Below are 17793 nucleotides of genomic sequence, written 5' to 3'. Positions count from 1 at the left end.
TACGCCGAGTGCGCAAGCCGTCCTCGGCGCGTGAGCGTCAGACGTTGGCGTGAAAGGTGGCGGGCTTGTCAGCGACGGGGCCGTTGTCCAGCACGTTCGCCGCGATGATCAGGGCGGCGGCGGCAAAGACGCACTTGAACAGCAGCGACTTTTCCAAGTTGCTTTGGCGGGCGGGTTCGGAGGGCGTAACGCGCGGGGCTTGCTCGTCGCGGAGCCAGTTCCGGCGGGCCTCAGCGTGAAGATCGGTCGGCTTCATGGGGTAAATCTCCGGTTGAGCGTCATGTGACGCGACAGCCGAAGTATCCATTAATGGAAAATACCCTGTCAATCCATAAATGGATAAATGCTCCCAGAATAATCCCCGCCGGGTTAGGCGGGGGCGCGTTATCGGGAGTTTCGTGGGGTCAGCAGCAGGGTTGCGGCGTGGCAGGTAAGGACTAGCACCGCATCAAGCCACGCTGAGGTGTTTAGGTATGCTGCGGCTGCAATTCCGATCGTCGCGGTTGCGAGGATGCTGGCGGTTCCGCGTTGGCGGGCGAGCCGGTGTGAACGCTGATTCCGCGCGTATTCGATGCGCTCAGCCAATTGATGTGCGCCGGCCAAAACGTCTTCTGCGGTATCGGCGTCTACGCCTTTGGCGGAGATGGCGATTGTGCCGTCCTCGCGTAGAAGCACGGCAGCGGCGGCCACTGCGGGCGATCGATCGTGGCGCGCTACTAAATCGTGCAGAAACGCGCGGATGGCTGCCTGCCGAGTTCGTCTTCGTATCGTGGGGAGTTCGTAGACGTTATCGGTTTCGCGTTTTGGTCCCTCGGATGCGGGTTTTGTGGTTTTGTTCATCGCTCAACAATTCGTTCGATAATGGGCGTTGAGCGGCGGCTGACGCGCGCCTCTTCGATCCCGGCGTGGCCGGAATAACTTCTTCGATGGTCGTCGACCCGTCTTCCTCGGTGGTTGTGGCGGTGGTCTGACTCAGAACAAACTCGATATATCGCTCGATTGCCTTCTTCTCCGTCTCCGGGAGTTGGGCGTAGCGGACGCGATCGTAGTGAATTACCGATGCATCGTTCGCGTCGTCGATCAGCAGATCGGTAGGGGATATGCCGATCGCGTTAGCGAGAGATTCCACCACGCGCATCTGCGTGTCTACCTTCCCGGACAGGACTCGATTGACCGAGCTTTGGGAAATTCCGGCGCGCTTGGCGACCTTTTCTTGCTTGTCCACGTGCGGGTAGTGATCCATGTACCACCGCAGCTTGCGGGCCAAGATCATCCGAAGCGATGACTTCGTGGGCGGCGTTTTCATGCCGACATCTTGCCGAATTTGGATACCCATTGGCGGATGGTTTGCCTTGCGCTTTGGTTGAATGAAATTCCTTAAATGGATAAACTCGCGACTGGCCATTGTGATTGGGGGCGTTATGGAGACCGGAAGCGAGCCGATTCTTACTGCCGTGCTGCGGCATCTCGACGCGGCAAAGGGCGATTGGCCGGCAATTGCGAAGCAAAGCGGCGTGCCGTATCAAACCCTCGCGAAGATTGGTGGACGGGTCGTCTCCGACCCTCGCGTCTCCACCGTTCAGGCGCTTCTCGACTGCCTTGGGAAGCGGTGCGCTGGACAGCGTTCCTACAGTTCCACCGCCGAGTGAGCCGATAGGCCCCTCGCGGGACAGAGCGAATCGTACGCCGCCCCCTCGAGCAGCAAAAGATTGAAAACGACCGACCACCAATAGTTCAATGACCTGCAGATACGACAGCACCGAATGGCTGGACGTGCTCTATACGTCCGTGCGCAACACGCCCGGCGGCGTAGCCGACGCCGCTAATCACCTAACAAACCGCCGAGGCAGGGGCATCACGCCGGAGTCGCTTCGTCTGCGCCTGCGCGGCGTCGGCGATAGTCGCCTCTCGATGGAGATGTTCGAGTTGCTGATCGAGTGGATGCAGGAGAAGAGCGAAGCCGAGGCGCACGCGCTCGATGCATTGCATGCGCTCAACGCTCGTTTCGGGCTTGTCGCCGAGCGTGTCGACGATCACCACGCAACCGATGGCCACGAGCCGGGCGCGATGCATCTCGTGACGACGACGCTCCACTTGCAGGCACATGTGGGGAAGGTCGCCGACGACGTGACGCGCGCGCTCGAAGATCAGCGCATCGACGATCGCGAAGCCGAGCAGATCATCGCGACCGGCCGCAAGGGGCAGCGCCTGTTCCAGCGGTTGATTCATGCCGCCCGTAACCTTGCTGCCCGCCGGCGTCGCTGACATGCAGCGATTCATGCCCGGCATGGGGTGCTGCCGCGTTGCGCGCGAGCAGGTGCAGTTGTGTTGCGAACGGCCGTATCAGCTCGCATGCGGCGTTGCCGCGCTCGCGTACCGGATCGAAGCCGCCCCGGAGCAGGCCGGACGGCTGTTCGTCTCCCTGATCTCCACCTTCCCCGATCGCGTTGCGCTGTTCATCGAACGCGCGTCGTTGTCCTGCGCGGCACTGCCGACGAAGACCGAGCGCCACGCGTTCCGCAATCAAATCGTGGGCCGTCTCAGTGCGGCGAATCTTGAGATCTTCGACGAATCGATGTCGACCGAGTGGCGACGCCTGCGTGGCAAATAACCTGAATTCGAGGATGTGACGATGAAGTCACCGCTTGATATGCATATACCGACTTGGTCCGATCCGACGTGGCGCGACTGCGTACGTGTCGCCCGTCGCGTAATACGCCTTGCATTCTGGACAGTGCAAATAGACATGACCTTGTTTTCTAAACGTCTGGAGCGCGCTTTTCTGATGTCGATTGTCAGCGCAGGGCTGGCAAATGTAGTGGGGAATGTCACTGGTCTCGCGATCTGGATTTTCAGAGAGTTTGTAAACGATCCCGGCGTCGGGAAACTTGTGCAGACGGTAGCGTGCAAGATCTCTCGTTCGTGTCTCAAGTTCGCAAACCTTCTTCTGGAGTGCATCGTTCTCGTTCATGAGCGATCTCACTTTCTCCTCAAGTTGAAGTGCGGCTTGCCGCGTGATCTCAGCGTCTCTGAGCCAGACCAGTATTTGCGATACCACGGCTCGATCATCGCGTGCCTTTACGGCTTTCTCGCGCAGGTTGAGTGCCGACTCAAGCGTCGAAATTACGGTCGAAATTATCGATAACGGTTCCATGAGTGCTTCGTTGGTGAGGGTTGGAAGGAAGTTGGCACTGGAGATACGAAGTGAATATGAACAGCACGAGCAGCGACATGCGTCGCCGATCAGCCCACTACCGGCGCTCGCCGTCCGGGCAACAGACCTACATCGCCGGCCGAGCGCGTTGGCGGAACTACTCGCATCAGTTGGCGCACGATCGTCGCATGGCCGAGCTGGCCGGCATGAACGTATCGGCCGCGCGGTGACGGACGGGAGACAGCGGTGGAAAAGGATCACAACGCATGCAGGAGGGTTTATGCAAAAGGGTATTTCGACGGTCTCAAAGCGGCGGGGGCAGGCTTGAACCCCGGCCGCCAGCAATCCATTCTGCGCGGTATGCCGTCCGTCGCGCAGAAGGTCTTCGAGTTCGTGCCGATTCAGGAATCGTGGACGACCAAGCAGATCGTGGCGCAGGTGAAAGCCACGACCAAGGCGCAAATCGATTCGCGAACGGCGGACAACTGCCTCGCGCGGTTGAGAGATGCCGGGCTCGTCCGCGAGGTGACGCGTGGCGAATTTCGACGCGTCCGGCTCACGACGTCGTGCGCCTCGGCCGATACGGGCGATGAGGCGGAACCGGACACTCGCGCGCTCTTGAGTGAAGTGCAGGGCAAGCGCGATAGCAGCGCATCGCCGATCGATTTGCTGTCGGGCATCGCGAACCGCCTGACAGCGACTGTGGAATCGATACGCGAGATCGCCGTCGAGATCGAAACCGCCGCGCTCGTGATCGAGGAGCAGCAAGCGGCGAACGGGCGCGAGGCCGACAAGCTGCGCCAGTTGCAAGCGCTGCTCAAGACACTGTAGCGACGCGAGCCAAGTTGCTTTGCGTTCGCTGCATCTCATCTCCATTTCCCATTTCTTTCCCCTCGCCGTGCGTTCGGATTCGCGCGCGCGAGGGACTGCTTTCAAGAGGTGAATATCCCCTATGTCGACGCTCGATCAAATCGTTCAGCAGCTCCGTAACGCCGATCATCCGGAACTGCCGTCCGGCCATCCGGTCGCGGATGGCAAGCATCATCGCTACGGCCCGCGCAAGAAGTACTGGTATCAGTTGCGCGAGGTCGTCAGCAAGGGGGCGGTGATCGGCTATGCGGGCACGTTCGGCCACTTCTCCGGCGACGATCCGGGCACGGAGCGATTCCAGTGGAACGGTGCGCCGCTGAGCGAGGAAGCGCTCGCGGAGACGCGTCGCCGCCAAGAGGCCGCCGAGCAGGCGGAAGCGGAACGCGCGGCGCGTGCGGCGCGCATGGCTGCGAACCGCGCGTGCGACCAATGGGCGCGCGCGAGCGAACAGGGCGCATCGGCCTATCTGGAACGCAAGCAGGTGACGGCCGAAGGCGTGCGGTTCGATTCGGACGGCACGATCTTCGTGCCCATGTATCAGTACGGCGACGAGGCGCGGCTCGTGGGGCTTCAGAAGATCACGCCGGAAGGCGCGAAACGCTTCAACAAAGGCATGGAGAAGAAGGGCGCTGCCTGTCTGCTCGGCGAAGTGAAGCCGGACGATCAGCTCGTGATGATCGCCGAAGGCTATGCGACCGGGCGCTCGGTGCGCATGGCGACGGCCGACGCGTTCGCGCTTTGCGTCTGCTTCGATGCGGGCGGAATCCTGTCGACGGCCCGCCATTTGCGCAACGCGCATCCGAACGCGCACGTGCTGATTTGTGCGGACGACGACTGGAAGATCGAGCAACGGATGCGCGACTGGCTCGCGGAGGAGTTCGACTTTCGGGGTGAACTGCCGTTCGATGACGCGCCGATCCGGATCGAGGCGAAGAAGACGTGGTACATGGTCGCCGCGCACCGACGCGTCGACGACAACGGCGTGGCCTACGTCGAGGTGACGTACGGTAACGACGTCCTGCCGCAGCGGCGCAAGCGATTCGAGAACGCCGGCCTGAAACGCGCATACGAAGCGGCTGCCGAGGTCGGCGGCGTCAGCGTCGTCTATCCGACGTTCGCCGATCGCGGCGAGCGCAAGCTCACGGATTTCAATGATCTGCACGTCGAGGAAGGATTGGACGCTGTCGCGCGGCAGGTGCAGGCGGCGATCCTGTCGGTCCTCGCGCCAGCAAACGAAGACGTTCGCCCGGCCGCGGTCGATGCCGAACGGCCGACGCCGGGCGCGACGTCCGCTGCCGCAGGACAGGCGGAATGGGATGGACGCGAAGCTGAGAACGGCGCGCACACGTGGGAGCAGGATCTCGCGCGGTCAGACAAGGGCACGCTGTTGCCGACGCTCGGCAATGTCCATCTGATCCTCTCGAATCACAAGGCGTGGCGAGGCGTGATCGAGCAGGACGATTTCGGCGGTCGTGTGATGAAGCGCAAGGCCCCGCCGTTCCCGCAGGGCGCAGCGGGCGAATGGACGGACATGGACGATCAGCGTTGCGCGCTCTGGTTGTCGCAGCGATACGGCATTTCGGTGCGCACCGATATCGTGATGAACGCGGTGCTGCTGGTCGCGGATGCGACGCACTTTCACGACGTTCGCGAATACCTCGGGCGGCTGGAATGGGATGGCGTGCCGCGCGTGCGCTCGATGCCGTCGACGTATCTGCGCGTGGCCGACAGCGAGTATGTGCAGTTGGCCTTCATGAAATGGATGATCGCGGCCGTCGCGCGCGTGATGCAGCCCGGCTGCAAGGTCGATAACGTGCTGATCCTCGAAGGCAAGCAGGGCGCACGCAAGTCGACGGCGCTGAAGGTGCTCGCCGGCGGACAATGGTTCACCGACACGCCGATCCAGATCGGCAACAAGGACACCTACGCGGTGATGGCGGGCAAGTGGGTGATCGAGCTGGCCGAGCTGGATTCGCTGAACAAGGCGGACTCGTCGGCGGTCAAGAGCTTCTTCGCGACGGCCGTCGACCGGTTCCGGAACTTCTACGGCAAGCGCGCGACCGACGTGCCGCGTCAATGCGTGTTCGCGGGCTCCGTCAACTTCGATACGTACCTCAAGGACGAGTCGGGCAACCGGCGTTACTGGCCGTTGCGCGTGGGCGGCTTGGTCGATATCGACGGCATCGCTCGCGTGCGCGATCAGTTGTGGGCCGAGGCCGTCCACCTGTACCGCTCGGGCGTCGTGTGGCACGTGACGGAGCAGGAGCGCCCGCTGTTCGAGATCGAGCAGGCCGAGCGGTACGAAGGCGACGTGTACGAGGACAAGATCGCGAAGGCGCTGGAATACGTGTCGCACACGACGATGGAGACGATCCTCGCGGACATCCTGAAGCTCGACACGTCGAAATGGACGCTTGCGGAACAGCGCCGTATCGGCAAAGCACTGAAATCCCTCGGGTGGGTGCGCAAGCGTGAGTCGACGGGTTCGCGCGGCTGGTACTACGTGCGTGAAGAGCAGGAGCCGGAAGCGGCGCTCGAAGCGGTCGCGGCAGGCGATGACGACAGCCCGCTTTGATCAGGATCGGCGCGCCGCGATGTTGTTCGCGGCGCGCCGCGTTGCCCGCTTTGGCGCGCCGTGGACGTCCCGTGTCCCAACGTCCCAAAGCACGGCTTCGTGTGCGGGTGCGGGCGCGCGACATGCGCGACGTGAGCGGCGCATGTCGCAGGCGCGCGCCCCTGCAAGCCTTTTCCCTTGGGACATTGGGACGTTAGGACGTTAAGGAGAAAGCGATGATGGATCTGATGGAGCGGGCGGGAATCGCGATGAGCGTGCGTGGTCAGTTCACCGACCCGATTGCCGATCCGAAAGTTACTTTGGGCGCGCTCGCCTTTGCGAACGATCTCGGTCGGATGCTGGTTCGGATCAAAGTCGCGCAGCAGGCGAAGCCGGAAATGATTCGACGCGCGATGCTGCTGTTGGCGCAGATGATGCGAACCGCGGGGCGCTTCAAGCGCGGGAAATTTACCGGATTGAAACGCGACGAGCGTCGCGAGCAACGCGCCGGTCATGCGGTCGAGCGTGCGCAAGTAGATGTGCTCGAACGATTCGCGCTGCGCTTGCTCGACGAGTGGATCAACGATCAATGTGGGACGTGCGAGGGCCGTGGCGTTGTTCGGCGCTCCATCGAACAGCCGAAGGCGACGATACGGTGCCTCGTCTGTGTGGGGCGCGGGAAAGTATGTGTCGCGGAGGAGCGGATTCCGTTTTTGCACGGCCGCAATGGACCGCTGGTATTCAGGGAGTACGAAGGATGTGACGTTTGCAGCGGTGTGGGGCGCGTGCAGATCGCTGCGCCTGCAACTATTCACGGGCGGCAGATTTGCCCTGATTGTGGCGGGGCCGGTAAGCGTCCGGTCGAAGATGCGGCCCGCGCGCAGGCCCTCGGTGTGACGCTCAAGGAGTATCGGCGCAATTGGTCGTGGCGCTTTCACGACATGCTTGCGTTGCTCGATGCGATCAATGGCTCTGTGAATGACACACTGCGCTGCCAATTGCGAGAATGAAACGTCTTCCATTCCAAGAGCGGATCGCGTAAACTTCGCCCATCCTTTACCGCGTCACTGGATATTCGCTGGCACCGCGCGTTAGTCGTGCAAACCTCTCGGGACAAAACAACGATACGAGGAGCCCGTTAGGTCGTGTGGGGGCGTTCGCCCCTATGAAATGAATTTCGAAGCCCTGAGTGCGAAAGCCATCGGGGCTTTTTGCATTGGAGATTCGATATGCGAGTCGAAGTACGAGGCGGGGCGGGTGATCTGAATTGGGTATTCAGCGGGGAGGGATCCGACACGGGCGGGCTGATGTGTGCGAGCTATCGTGCGGATGGAACCCTCAAGCGAATCATCGACGCGCTTGAGGGTGCCCGGCAACAGGCGGTTAGTGAACTACCGTGTCCGGTCGAGAGACGTTACGACGACCCTCGGCCGGTAGTCGACACGTTGTTTCGCGGTTTTATTGGCCGGTGGGTGCGCCGTCGCGAAGTACAGCAATAGCATGGTCGAATGAAGCAAGCTCTTCGGGAGTGCAGTTCGGGGCAACTTGCATGCTCCGAGCGGCATCCGCGACCCTCGCCAAGTTAGACGAGTACCTCGCTTGAGTGTCCGTATCGAGCGATAACGTGATTGCGTGAACTGCGGCGAGCAGGGCAAGAACTTGGCCCTGCACTGTTTCGGCATTTGATGCTTCTGACATTGACTTTCCCTCGTTGTGTTACCTGCTTGCCGGGTATGCGGATCGTAGCACGGTGGTTCGATTCGGCAATGTTGGTACGCCGCTGGTCCAGCAGCAAGGGGGCTGCCCAAATGTCTGGCGGGGACCCTGCGGGGCGGCCAACACGCGGGGGTGCGCACCCGCGCTTTTTCTCTACTGGTGAATGACCTAGGGGGGGTCATATTCATGCCAACCCAACAACAAATCGCCGAGCACCTCGACCTCGATCAGTCGGCCGTTTCGCGTCTGGTCGACCGGCTCAACATCGACTATCGAACGGCGTCGATGGATGAGATCCGCATGGCTTACCTTCGGCACTTGCGAGAGATGGCCGCCGGCCGAGCGAGCGAGTCTGGCATCGATCTGGTCGCCGAGCGCGCGATGACCGAACGTGTCGATCGCGAAATCAAGTTGCTGACGCTGGCCGAAAAGAAAGGGCAGTTGGTCAACGCAGCGCAGCTTGAGCAGGCATATGGCCAGATGGTCGGTGCCTTTCAGACGGAACTGCTCGCGCTATCCGACAAGCTGGTGCAGGAATTGCGCGCGCTGTATGACGTTGAAATTGACCTCGAATGGTTGAACGAGCATATGTATGGGTGTCTTGAACAGCTTTCTGGATACGACCCAGACGGTTCGGGCGGTGATTCGGCGAATCGTGCAGCTATTGCGTCCGCCGGAGAAGATCGGGACGACGGACTGGGCGCGCAAGCATCGGCGGATGAGTGCGAAGGCGACGGCGAGCCCCGGCCGCTATAACCCGAACATCACGCCGTGGGTGTTCGGCATGCACGCGGCTCTCGACGATCCGCGCGTGCAGAAGGTCGTGTGCATGAAGTCGGCGCAGGTCGCGTGGACGGATGGGGTGCTGTTGAACTACATCGGCCGGCGGATCGATGTCGATCCGTGCCCGATGATCGTCATGTTCGCGAAAGAGAAGTCGGCGAAGAAGTTCAACATGGAGAAGTTCGAACCGATGGTCGAGGTGACGCCGCGCCTGTCGGCGAAGCTTCCCGTGCATGCGAGCCGTGACAAGAACAACCTGTGGGATCACAAAACGTTCCCGCGCGGGTTCCTCAAGTTCATCACGTCGAATGCGCCGGACGACGTGAAGTCGACGCCCGCGCCGGTCGTCGCGGTCGAGGAGCCGGACGACGCGAACCAGAACGTACGCGAGCAGGGCGATTCGATCACGCTGCTCGAAGAGCGCAACAAGAGCTACTCGGACAGCCGTCGCAAAGTGATTTTCGGCGGCACGCCCACCGTCGACGGCTTCTCGCGCATTCAACAGGCATACGAGGCATCGGACCAGCGTGTCTATCTGGTGCCGTGCCCCGACTGCGGCGAAGAGCACGAGCTGATCTGGGAAAACGTCACGTGGACCGACGACGCGGAGATCGCGCACGAGGTGTACGGCCGCGCCCGGCCCGAGTCGGCACGGTACACGTGTCCGCACTGCGGCTCGTTGTGGGACGACTCGATGCGGATTCGCGCGGTGCGCCGGGGGCGGTGGGTCGCGACGGCCCCGTTTCACGGCGTGGCCGGATTCCGGCTCAACGAACTGGTATCGCCGTTCCCCGGCTCACGCATGGCCGAACTGGTGAAGAAGTGGCTGACGGCGGAAAAAGCCCTCCGGGCGGGCGACGACACGAAAATGCGTTCGTTCGTGAACAACTCGAAGGGGCGGCCGTACAAGTACAAGACCGATCTGCCCGAGATCGACGCGCTCGCTGAGCGCGCAATGCCGTATCCGGCGTTCGTGGTGCCGGCGGGCGGTCTGCTGCTGACGCTCGGCGTCGACGTGCAGCATGATCGCCTCGCGATCGTGCTGCGCGCGTGGGGGCGTGGCGAGGAAAGCTGGCTGGTCGTATGGGACGAGATCTTCGGCAACGTGATGGACCAACGCGAAGACCCACTGACGGGCGGCGTATGGGGCGCGCTCACGATGCTGATCACGCACGCTTACCGGCATGAGACGGGCGGCCTGCTGCGGGTCCGGGCGACGTCGATCGATTCGTCGGACGGCTCGACGTCGGACGCGGTTTACAAGTACGTGCGCGCGGCGCAGCGGCGCGGCCTGAACGTCTTGGCGATCAAGGGCAGCACGGATGCGAATGCGGAGATCTTCAGCACGCCGCGCGCGTCGGTCGATTCGACGCGGAACAACAGCAAGGCGGCGAAGTACGGCTTGCGGCCGTACATGGTCGGCGTCAGCAAGGCCAAGGATCTGATCCTCGACAACCGGCTCAAGCTGGACGGCGACGGCCCCGGACGCATGCACTGGTATCGCGACGTTCGGTCCGATTATCTGTCGCAGTTGACGGCCGAGGTGAAGGTGCCCGCACGCATCGGCACCAAGCGCGTCTGGCAGAAGAAGGCCGGCGCGCGAAACGAGGCGCTCGACTGCGAAGCGTATGCGTTGCATGCGGCGCGCAGCGTCAAGACGCACCTGATGACGGAGCTGCACTGGCAGGTCGAGCAACAGCGCCTGTCGCAGGTGTCGCTGTTCGAGGCGGTGCCGGTGCTCGACGCGTTGCCGTCGGCGCTGCCGGTCGAGGTGCTGCCGGATCCGCCGGAGGATCGCGATGCGGGCACGGATTCGCCGCCACCGCAGCAAACCGCACAACCCATCGAAACCCCGCCACCGAGCGGGGTTTCGCGCATTCAGGGGCGTCGCGTCGGCCGTTCGGCCTACCTGACGCGTCGCTAGGAGAAAGCCGATGGCTTACACAAGGCAGGATCTGGATCGCATCCAGTCCGCGATCGCGAAGGGCGAGCTCGAAGTGCAGTATGCGGATCGCCGCGTGAAGTACCGCTCGATCCTGGAGCTTCGCGAGGCGCAAACCGAGATCATTCGTGCGCTCGACGGCGCGAGCGGGCGCTCGCGCATCGTTCGGCTGCGGCACGCCGGCAAGGGGGTTCGATGAGCCGCGCGTATCCGATGCTCGCGCGACGCGGATTCGTGGTGCCGACGCGGCTGAAGGCGGCGGCGTACGAATCCGCGAGCACGGGCGGCGCTCGCGCACGGTCGTGGAAGGCGTCGAGCGCGGGGCCAAACGCGGCGGCCGCGCAAAACCTGCCGCTGATGCGGCATCGAGCGCGCGACGCTATTCGAAACGACCCGTGGGCGAAAGCCGCGATCACGCGGCTCGTGTCGAACACGATCGGCTCCGGCATACAGGCGCATCCGCGGCATCCCGACGAGGCGATGCGAAACGCGCAAAAGCTGCTTTGGGACGACAGCGCAGCGGAGATCGACGCGGACGGGCTGTTTGACATGGCGGGTTTGCAGACGCTCGCCGCTCGCGCGTTCTTCAGCGACGGCGAGGTGCTCGTGCGGCGGCGACTTCGCAGTTGGCATGACGGATTGGCCGTGCCGTTGCAGGTGCAATTGCTTGAAGCCGATCATCTGCCGGTGAGCAAGAACGAACGCCTGCCGCGCGGCGAGATTGTCAACGGCGTCGAGTTCGACGACGACGGACGGCGCATTGCCTATCACCTGCTGACGCGGCATCCCGGCGAATATGGACGGCAGGCCGGCGACAGCACGCGGACGGTGCGCGTGCCGGCCGACGAGATCGCGCACGTGTTCCTTGCGCTGCGGCCGGGGCAGGTGCGCGGCGTGCCCGAATTGTCGACGGTGCTGCTGCGGCTGCATTCGCTCGACAACTTCGACGACGCGGTGTTGTTCCGGCAAGAGGTCAGCAACCTGTTCGCGGGCTTCATCACGAAGCCGCACGCGGAGCTTGGCCCGATGGGCGATCCCGTTTCCGGCGCGCCGATGCGATACGACGACGACGGGTTTTCGCCGGTCGTGTCGCTCGAACCGGGCGGCATGCAGGAGCTTGCGCCCGGTGAGGAAGTGAGATTCTCGGAGCCGCCGGGCGCGGGCAACGACTATGTGCCGTTCATGCGGCAGCAGCTCATGGCGTCGGCCGCGTCGGTCGGCATGCCTTACGAGGTGCTCACGGGCGATCTGCGGGACGTCAGCGACCGGGTGCTGCGCGTGATCCTCAACGAGTTCCGGCGCAGCGTCGAACAGATTCAGTGGAACGTGTTCATCCACCAGTTCTGCCGCAAGGTGTGGCGCTGGTGGGTCGACGCGTGCGCGCTGTCGGGCGCGATGCCGATGCCCGACTACTTCCGCCGACGTCGCGACTATCTGCGCGTGCGATGGGTGCCGCAGGGCTGGCCGTATATCCATCCGGTGCAGGACGTCACCGCGAAGCGCATGGAGATCCGCGCGGGCCTTGCGAGCCGCACGGGCGCGGTGCTCGCGCGTGGCGACGATCCCGAGCAGGTCGACGCGGAGAACGCGGCGGATCTCGCGCGCGAGCAGCGGCTCGGCCTGCGATACGACACGCAGCTCGCGATTGAAGACGGAAACGGCAGTGTTTTGAAAGAGGACGGGGAATGAAACGAAACCGCAAGTGGTGGGACATCCGCGCGCAGGCGCAGGCGGGCGGCGGCAAGGTTGCCGAGATCCGGATCTATAGCGACATCGGATTCTGGGGCACCGACGCGCAGAACTTCGTGTCGCAGCTCGACGCCGTCGCGGCCGACGCATCGTCGATCACGGTCGCGATCAATTCGATGGGCGGCGACGTGTTCGACGCGTTCGCGATCTACAACGCGTTGCGCCGCTACGCCGGCAAGGTGAAGGGTCGCGTCGACGGCATCGCGGCGTCGGCCGCATCGCTGGTGCTGATGGCGTGCGACGAGATCGAGATGCCCGAGAACGCGCTGCTGATGATCCACCATCCGCATACGGTCGCGGCCGGCGAATCGAAGGATCTGCGCCGCGTCGCCGAGCTGCTCGACAACGCGAGCGCCGGCATTCTGGCGGCGTACGCACGGCGCAGCGGCCTGTCCGAAGACGACGTGCGGGCCATGATGGACGCGGAGACGTGGCTGACGGCCGCGCAGGCCAAGGAGAAGGGTTTCTGCGACGTGATCGAGGCCCCGGTCAAGCTCGCGGCGTCCGCGGGCACTGCGCCGCTTCTCGCGCGTTTCTCGGCCGTGCCCGAGCAGGTTGTGGCGCTGCTCGACGCGGTTGACGAACCGGATGCGGATTCGACCGTTCCGCCGGAGAACACGCCGACCGATCCGACGCCGGGTCCCGAGCCGGAACCGCCATCTCAGACGCCCGATGTCACGGCACTCGCCGCGCACGTGTTCAATTCGCTGCGGGAAGCCAATCTCGCGGCATGCGCCGAAGGCGTGATCGCGGCGACCGGTCTGCGTGATCGCGAGACGGTCGATCGCGCGATCCGCAACGCAACCGATATCGCGGGGATCTGCCTCGCGGCGAACCAGACGGATCTGACCGCGCAATACGTCGCGGACGGTCTGACGCCCGATCAGGTGCGCGCGCGGTTGTTCGAGCGCCTCACGGCATCGAGCGCCCGTATCAACAGCCGGCCCGATCCGGCGCAGCAGCAGACGCAACCGCAGGCACGCAGCCGCACGTTGCGCACGTCCGACATCTACGCGGCCCGCCGCGTGGCCAAGTAACTTTTCATCGCCGAAAGGAGCGCTGAATGTCCAACATCCAAACCATGGGCGCGTTGCCCGCCGAATTCCTGATCTCGGAGGGGCCGGGCCAGATCTCGCGCGATGCGATTCTCGTCGCGGCCGGCCCGGCGTTGCCGGCGGGCTGCGTGCTCGGCACGATCGGGACCGGCGAATACGCGCCGTACGACAACGCCGCGACGACCGGCGCGGAGGTCGCAGTCGGCATCCTCTACGCACCGTTGCCGGCGTCCGACAAGCCGCGCCCGGCGGTTGCGATCAAGCGGCTCGCCGAAGTCGACGCACGCCTGCTCGCGGGGCTCGACGCGCCCGCGCGCGACGACCTGGCCGCGCATCACATCGTCATCCGCTGATCGCAGCGAATTCCCTGATCCCGAAGCCGCGCCGGTGCGCGGCTTTTTCATTTCTGGAGTGCATATGGCAGACATCGCTATCTTCAACGACGACGCATTCTCGCTGTCGTCCATGACCGCTGCAATCAACGAGCAGCCGCACGTGCCGGGCCGGCTCGGCGAGGCGGGCCTGTTCGATGAGGAAGGCATCACGACGACGACGGTGCAGATCGAGCGCGACGGCGACACGCTCGCGCTCGTGCAGTCCGGCGTGCGCGGTCAGCCCGCGCCCAACGTGCTGGGCAGCAAGCCGAGCCTGATTCCGTTCAACACGGTCCATCTGCCGCAGCGCGCGGTCATCAAGGCGGACGAGATCCAGAATCTGCGCGCGTTCGGCGACGATTCGGAACTGGAGACGGTCCAGCGCTATGTCGACAAGCGGCTCGCGAAGATGCGCCGCCAGCTCGAAGCGACGCACGAATACCACCGCCTCGGCGCGGTGCGCGGCGTGATCCTTGACGCGGACGGCAAGCACGTCGTCGCGAACCTGCTCGAACGCTTCGGCATCGAGCAGCAGGTGATCGAATACGAACTGTCGAATGCGAAGACCGAGATCCGGATCAAGAACGAAGACACGCTCGAAGCGATCGAGGACGCGCTCGGCAACGTGCCGTTTTCGAGCGTGCGCGCGTTCTGTGGGCGTAACTTTTGGCGCAAGCTGCTGACGTTGCCGACCGTCAAGGAAACGTTCCTCAACACGGCGGCGGCAGCGGCGCTGCGGGGCGACCCGCGCGGCGCGATCGAGATCGACGGCATCGTGTTCGAGCGTTACCGGGGCAAGATCGGCGGCATCCCGTTCGTCGGCGACGACGAGGCGTATGCGGTGCCCGAAGGCGTGCCGGATCTGTTCATCTCGCGCTTCGCGCCCGGCGATTACGTCGACGCCGTGAACACGATCGGGCTGCCGTACTACGCACGGCAGGAAATCATGCCGTTCAACAAGGGCGTCGAGATCGAGGCGCAGTCGAACCCGATCCATCTGTGTACGCGCCCGCGCGCGTGCATTCGTCTGAAGGCGTGACGCATGGCGTTCCACGATCTGATTGCAGACGTTGACGCGGCCGTGCTGCGGGATCTGGCCGACGACGACGTGGTCGTCGACGGCCGTCCCGTGCGCGGCATGTTCAACGCGCCTTGGCTTGGCCCCGATCTCGGCTCGCAACGCACGAACCTCGTCGCGCCGATGTTGCACGTGATCGACGCGGACGCCGCCGGCATCCAGTCGGGCAGCGTCGTGACTGCGCGCAGCGGACGCTATCGCGTCGTCGAGGCGCAGCCGGACGGCACGGGCTGGACGATTCTGACGCTGCAATGACATGAACCGACTGAAAGTCGAAATCGACGTCGGCGCGGTCACGGCCGTCTTGCATGGCTTGTCGCCGTCCGCGATGCAGGCCGCGTGGCGGCGCACGCTGCGCAAGACGGCCGCATGGATCAAGAGCCAGACGGCGAAGGAAGTCAGCGCGGCGACGCGCATTCCGCAGAAGACCATCCGCCGCCGGCTGTATTTCTTCCTGCGGTCGGCCGATACCGGCAAGGTGTGGCTCGGCCTGAACCCGATCGAGGCGCACCGCCTCGGCTCGGTGGCGAAGACGCGCAAGGGCATGCGCGCCGGCCGCACGTCGTTCGAGGGAGCATGGCGGCAATCGAAACGGCAACCGGACGGGCCGATCTTCGAGCGCGTCGGGAAGGCACGGTTGCCGTATCGCGTCGTGACAGTCGATTGGCACGAGACGGGCGATCCGGCGTTTCGCCGCGCGGCGAAGGCGTGCGAGCAGCGGCTCTTGACGATCCTGCGGCAAGAAGTGAACTACGAACTACAAAAGGTGATGGGACGTGCTCGATAACCTGAAGCTGTTACACGACGCGATCGTCAACGGATTGCGCGAAGCGCTGCCGACCTTCGAGCGGATCGAGGCGTATCCGAAGATCGGCGCGCAGATCCGGACGCCGCTGATCGCCGTCGAGATGTCCGAGATGGAACCCGGACACGACGACGGGACCGGCTGCATTTCGCTGATCGCGCGCATGCAGGCGCGCATCATCGTCGATCCATACGGCGCGGAGCACGAGCTGCACGTGCGCGAGATCGCCGCGCGTCTCGCGCTCGCGGTTCATATGCAGACGTGGGGCTTGCCGATCGCGCCCGGCAGGGTCGTTCAGGTTGGCGAAGACCCGTTCCGCCCCCAGCTCGATACGTACCTCGTGTGGCTCGTCGAATGGACGCACGAATTCGGAATCGGCAGTGAGTTGGAGGAGATTCCGGACGGTAGCACGCTTGTATGGGGTGTCGACCCGGAAACGGGGCCGGGCAACGAAGGCAGCTATTGGGACGCGGCGCAGGACGTGCCGGCCGACTATGCGGAGTGACGATGCTCGAGTATGAAATCGGCGAGATCGACCGGCGGCTCGCGTGCCTCGTGCAGCAAGGCACGGTCGACGCGGTGTCGTACGACCCGCCGCGATGCCGTGTGCGTGTCGGCGATTGGGTCAGTGACTGGTTGCCGTGGTTCACGGTCGCGGCGGGGGCGGTGCGCTTCTGGCGCCCGCCGTCCGAAGGCGAACAGGCGTCGGTCTTTTCGTCGTCGGGTGAGTTGTCGAGCGCGTACGCGGTGCCGGGCTACTACGCGGAACAGCACGGCGGGGCAGCGCGACGAAGCGCGAGCGAAACGGCGTTCGACTTCCCGGATGGGGCCTCGCAGGTCTACGACCATGCATCGCACGAGTACCGGGTCGACGTGCCTGCGGGCGGGCGCATCGTCTTCCGCATCGGCGAGACGGAGCTGGAGCTACGGGCGGACGGCGTGACGTTGCGCACCGAGAAGCTGCTCGGCGACATTCCCGATTCGACGTTCACGGGCAACACAACGACCGAGCAGCGCCTGACGTTCAATGGGGGGATGCAGGGTAAAGCTGGATCCTCTGTCGGCCTCGCGGTCGTTGTCAGTGGCGGTGCCGCCTTTTCGGACGACATCGTTGCGTCAGGCACATCCGTAAGTCAGCACAGGCACATGGAGCAGGGGGACGGAGCGCCTACGAGCCAGCCCCTGTAGTTATTACGTTCCACGCAAGTGACGCACCGTGAGAGAGCGCGAACGTAACTCCCTTTGTTACGGCGTTTTTTGCGCCGGTGCGAATCCCTTCAGCTAGATATGCACCCAATGGTTGCGCCGGGCTTATTGACGAGGGAGTAGCTTTTAGCACTTCGAGTCCTTTTGCCGTGAGGACAGCTTTTCCCCAGGGGCCGTGTGCAGAAATGTGAAAGTCGATGTAACCCGCCATGCGAAGCCAATTGAGCGTGTCTGAAAAGAACTTTTCGTCGTCAGGGGAGTTGTAGATGACATCGCCGGCCGGACTAAATCCGTGTGAGAGATCGTATCCAAATGTGTTCTCGAAAAGCGAGATCCGAACAGGAAAATTTTCGTACAGATTCGCGAAGACATTGGCGACGAGTTCGTCGAATTTTTCGATGTTGTTCTGCATGGTCTTTGTGGCCGATTAGGAACGGAAATCAGTCGTATTCTAGACAAAGTGACTTTGCCCCGCATGTGCGGGGCTTCGTTTTTTCGGAGTCAGCA

General features: G+C 63.6%; 23 protein-coding genes. 18 read left to right on the top strand and 5 right to left on the bottom strand.

All coding sequences use genetic code 11. From position 1 onward, the window contains the following. Positions 1-37 precede the first annotated feature (37 nt). The 3 genes from WT16_RS10735 to WT16_RS10730 all read right to left on the bottom strand — a co-directional run bounded on the left by WT16_RS10735 (position 38) and on the right by WT16_RS10730 (position 1336). Positions 38-256 (bottom strand): hypothetical protein, encoded by a 219-nt coding sequence (locus WT16_RS10735; protein WP_004550209.1) that lies wholly within the window; start codon positions 254-256, stop codon positions 38-40. Between the two features lie 128 nt (positions 257-384). Next, complete coding sequence (locus WT16_RS33635; protein ID WP_156521430.1) at positions 385-840, bottom strand: hypothetical protein; 456 nt, start codon at positions 838-840, stop codon at positions 385-387. Then, the gene (locus WT16_RS10730; protein ID WP_230385667.1) at positions 788-1336 is read right to left on the bottom strand and encodes a helix-turn-helix transcriptional regulator; all 549 of its coding nucleotides are present in this window, start codon (positions 1334-1336) and stop codon (positions 788-790) included. The genes WT16_RS33635 and WT16_RS10730 overlap by 53 nt, the downstream gene beginning before the upstream one ends. 31 nt (positions 1337-1367) lie before the next feature. Here WT16_RS10730 and WT16_RS10725 point away from each other — a divergent pair, with 31 nt between their 5' ends. The 3 genes from WT16_RS10725 to WT16_RS10715 all read left to right on the top strand — a co-directional run bounded on the left by WT16_RS10725 (position 1368) and on the right by WT16_RS10715 (position 2611). Further along, entirely contained in the window at positions 1368-1649 is a 282-nt protein-coding gene (locus WT16_RS10725) for a hypothetical protein (RefSeq protein WP_063533315.1), read from the top strand. An 88-nt stretch (positions 1650-1737) separates the two neighbouring features. Next, a complete protein-coding gene (locus WT16_RS10720; protein ID WP_063533314.1) occupies positions 1738-2265 on the top strand; it encodes a phage regulatory CII family protein in 528 nt (175 codons plus the stop codon). Between the two features lie 13 nt (positions 2266-2278). Beyond that, positions 2279-2611 (top strand): hypothetical protein, encoded by a 333-nt coding sequence (locus tag WT16_RS10715; protein ID WP_082874870.1) that lies wholly within the window; start codon positions 2279-2281, stop codon positions 2609-2611. Positions 2612-2638: 27 nt separating this feature from the next. Here the strand turns inward: WT16_RS10715 and WT16_RS33630 are convergent, their stop codons facing one another. Then, a complete protein-coding gene (locus tag WT16_RS33630) occupies positions 2639-3154 on the bottom strand; it encodes a hypothetical protein (RefSeq protein ID WP_156521429.1) in 516 nt (171 codons plus the stop codon). Positions 3155-3210: 56 nt separating this feature from the next. Here WT16_RS33630 and WT16_RS30840 point away from each other — a divergent pair, with 56 nt between their 5' ends. The 15 genes from WT16_RS30840 (at position 3211) to WT16_RS10650 (ending at position 17268) form a co-directional block, all read left to right on the top strand. Continuing rightward, entirely contained in the window at positions 3211-3384 is a 174-nt protein-coding gene (locus tag WT16_RS30840) for a hypothetical protein (RefSeq protein WP_231892054.1), read from the top strand. Positions 3385-3514: 130 nt separating this feature from the next. Further along, on the top strand, positions 3515-3985 hold the full coding sequence (locus WT16_RS10710) for a hypothetical protein (protein WP_063533313.1): 471 nt from the start codon (positions 3515-3517) through the stop codon (positions 3983-3985). Between the two features lie 121 nt (positions 3986-4106). Beyond that, positions 4107-6599, top strand: a complete 2493-nt coding sequence (locus tag WT16_RS10705; RefSeq protein WP_063533312.1) for a VapE domain-containing protein — start codon at positions 4107-4109, stop codon at positions 6597-6599. Positions 6600-6814: 215 nt separating this feature from the next. Further along, entirely contained in the window at positions 6815-7588 is a 774-nt protein-coding gene (locus WT16_RS10700; RefSeq protein WP_063533311.1) for a hypothetical protein, read from the top strand. 892 nt (positions 7589-8480) lie between these two features. Then, positions 8481-9050, top strand: a complete 570-nt coding sequence (locus WT16_RS30835; protein ID WP_082874778.1) for a MarR family transcriptional regulator — start codon at positions 8481-8483, stop codon at positions 9048-9050. Next, positions 9013-11001 carry a terminase gpA endonuclease subunit gene (locus WT16_RS10695; protein ID WP_082874777.1) on the top strand — a complete coding sequence of 663 codons (1989 nt, stop codon included), beginning with the start codon at positions 9013-9015 and terminating at the stop codon, positions 10999-11001. Before WT16_RS30835 ends, WT16_RS10695 begins: the two co-directional genes overlap by 38 nt. Positions 11002-11011: 10 nt before the next feature. Continuing rightward, positions 11012-11218, top strand: coding sequence for a hypothetical protein (locus tag WT16_RS10690; RefSeq protein ID WP_004533700.1), 207 nt, complete (start codon positions 11012-11014; stop codon positions 11216-11218). After that, positions 11215-12708: a phage portal protein gene (locus tag WT16_RS10685; protein ID WP_063533309.1), complete on the top strand. Its 1494-nt coding sequence runs from the start codon at positions 11215-11217 to the stop codon at positions 12706-12708. The genes WT16_RS10690 and WT16_RS10685 overlap by 4 nt, the downstream gene beginning before the upstream one ends. After that, positions 12705-13805, top strand: a complete 1101-nt coding sequence (locus WT16_RS10680) for a head maturation protease, ClpP-related (protein WP_063533308.1) — start codon at positions 12705-12707, stop codon at positions 13803-13805. Before WT16_RS10685 ends, WT16_RS10680 begins: the two co-directional genes overlap by 4 nt. Before the next feature lie 26 nt (positions 13806-13831). Beyond that, entirely contained in the window at positions 13832-14176 is a 345-nt protein-coding gene (locus tag WT16_RS10675) for a head decoration protein (RefSeq protein ID WP_004539732.1), read from the top strand. Positions 14177-14240: 64 nt separating this feature from the next. Beyond that, positions 14241-15236 (top strand): major capsid protein, encoded by a 996-nt coding sequence (locus WT16_RS10670; RefSeq protein ID WP_063533307.1) that lies wholly within the window; start codon positions 14241-14243, stop codon positions 15234-15236. Positions 15237-15239: 3 nt separating this feature from the next. After that, positions 15240-15530 (top strand): hypothetical protein, encoded by a 291-nt coding sequence (locus tag WT16_RS10665; RefSeq protein ID WP_063533306.1) that lies wholly within the window; start codon positions 15240-15242, stop codon positions 15528-15530. Position 15531: 1 nt separating this feature from the next. Beyond that, entirely contained in the window at positions 15532-16062 is a 531-nt protein-coding gene (locus tag WT16_RS10660; protein WP_063533305.1) for a phage tail protein, read from the top strand. After that, complete coding sequence (locus WT16_RS10655; protein ID WP_063533304.1) at positions 16052-16585, top strand: hypothetical protein; 534 nt, start codon at positions 16052-16054, stop codon at positions 16583-16585. Before WT16_RS10660 ends, WT16_RS10655 begins: the two co-directional genes overlap by 11 nt. 2 nt (positions 16586-16587) lie before the next feature. Next, positions 16588-17268, top strand: coding sequence for a phage baseplate assembly protein V (locus tag WT16_RS10650; protein ID WP_063533303.1), 681 nt, complete (start codon positions 16588-16590; stop codon positions 17266-17268). Here the strand turns inward: WT16_RS10650 and WT16_RS30830 are convergent. Further along, a complete protein-coding gene (locus WT16_RS30830) occupies positions 17249-17698 on the bottom strand; it encodes a hypothetical protein (RefSeq protein ID WP_134864197.1) in 450 nt (149 codons plus the stop codon). The genes WT16_RS10650 and WT16_RS30830 overlap by 20 nt on opposite strands. Positions 17699-17793: the final 95 nt, after the last annotated feature.

The organism is Burkholderia sp. MSMB1589WGS (genome assembly GCF_001636105.1).
Taxonomy (GTDB): domain Bacteria; phylum Pseudomonadota; class Gammaproteobacteria; order Burkholderiales; family Burkholderiaceae; genus Burkholderia; species Burkholderia humptydooensis.
Note: the sequence above shows the minus strand (reverse complement) of the source record. Positions and strands in the feature narration are given on the sequence as shown.

Bases quoted from the DNA above. Each gene is read 5' to 3' on its own strand.
- WT16_RS10735 (WP_004550209.1), bottom strand. From the start codon at position 256: ATGAAGCCGACCGATCTTCACGCTGAGGCCCGCCGGAACTGGCTCCGC.
- WT16_RS33635 (WP_156521430.1), bottom strand. From the start codon at position 840: ATGAACAAAACCACAAAACCCGCATCCGAGGGACCAAAACGCGAAACC.
- WT16_RS10730 (WP_230385667.1), bottom strand. From the start codon at position 1,336: ATGGGTATCCAAATTCGGCAAGATGTCGGCATGAAAACGCCGCCCACG.
- WT16_RS10725 (WP_063533315.1), top strand. From the start codon at position 1,368: ATGAAATTCCTTAAATGGATAAACTCGCGACTGGCCATTGTGATTGGG.
- WT16_RS10720 (WP_063533314.1), top strand. From the start codon at position 1,738: ATGACCTGCAGATACGACAGCACCGAATGGCTGGACGTGCTCTATACG.
- WT16_RS10715 (WP_082874870.1), top strand. From the start codon at position 2,279: ATGCCCGGCATGGGGTGCTGCCGCGTTGCGCGCGAGCAGGTGCAGTTG.
- WT16_RS33630 (WP_156521429.1), bottom strand. From the start codon at position 3,154: ATGGAACCGTTATCGATAATTTCGACCGTAATTTCGACGCTTGAGTCG.
- WT16_RS30840 (WP_231892054.1), top strand. From the start codon at position 3,211: ATGAACAGCACGAGCAGCGACATGCGTCGCCGATCAGCCCACTACCGG.
- WT16_RS10710 (WP_063533313.1), top strand. From the start codon at position 3,515: ATGCCGTCCGTCGCGCAGAAGGTCTTCGAGTTCGTGCCGATTCAGGAA.
- WT16_RS10705 (WP_063533312.1), top strand. From the start codon at position 4,107: ATGTCGACGCTCGATCAAATCGTTCAGCAGCTCCGTAACGCCGATCAT.
- WT16_RS10700 (WP_063533311.1), top strand. From the start codon at position 6,815: ATGATGGATCTGATGGAGCGGGCGGGAATCGCGATGAGCGTGCGTGGT.
- WT16_RS30835 (WP_082874778.1), top strand. From the start codon at position 8,481: ATGCCAACCCAACAACAAATCGCCGAGCACCTCGACCTCGATCAGTCG.
- WT16_RS10695 (WP_082874777.1), top strand. From the start codon at position 9,013: ATGAGTGCGAAGGCGACGGCGAGCCCCGGCCGCTATAACCCGAACATC.
- WT16_RS10690 (WP_004533700.1), top strand. From the start codon at position 11,012: ATGGCTTACACAAGGCAGGATCTGGATCGCATCCAGTCCGCGATCGCG.
- WT16_RS10685 (WP_063533309.1), top strand. From the start codon at position 11,215: ATGAGCCGCGCGTATCCGATGCTCGCGCGACGCGGATTCGTGGTGCCG.
- WT16_RS10680 (WP_063533308.1), top strand. From the start codon at position 12,705: ATGAAACGAAACCGCAAGTGGTGGGACATCCGCGCGCAGGCGCAGGCG.
- WT16_RS10675 (WP_004539732.1), top strand. From the start codon at position 13,832: ATGTCCAACATCCAAACCATGGGCGCGTTGCCCGCCGAATTCCTGATC.
- WT16_RS10670 (WP_063533307.1), top strand. From the start codon at position 14,241: ATGGCAGACATCGCTATCTTCAACGACGACGCATTCTCGCTGTCGTCC.
- WT16_RS10665 (WP_063533306.1), top strand. From the start codon at position 15,240: ATGGCGTTCCACGATCTGATTGCAGACGTTGACGCGGCCGTGCTGCGG.
- WT16_RS10660 (WP_063533305.1), top strand. From the start codon at position 15,532: ATGAACCGACTGAAAGTCGAAATCGACGTCGGCGCGGTCACGGCCGTC.
- WT16_RS10650 (WP_063533303.1), top strand. From the start codon at position 16,588: ATGCTCGAGTATGAAATCGGCGAGATCGACCGGCGGCTCGCGTGCCTC.
- WT16_RS30830 (WP_134864197.1), bottom strand. From the start codon at position 17,698: ATGCAGAACAACATCGAAAAATTCGACGAACTCGTCGCCAATGTCTTC.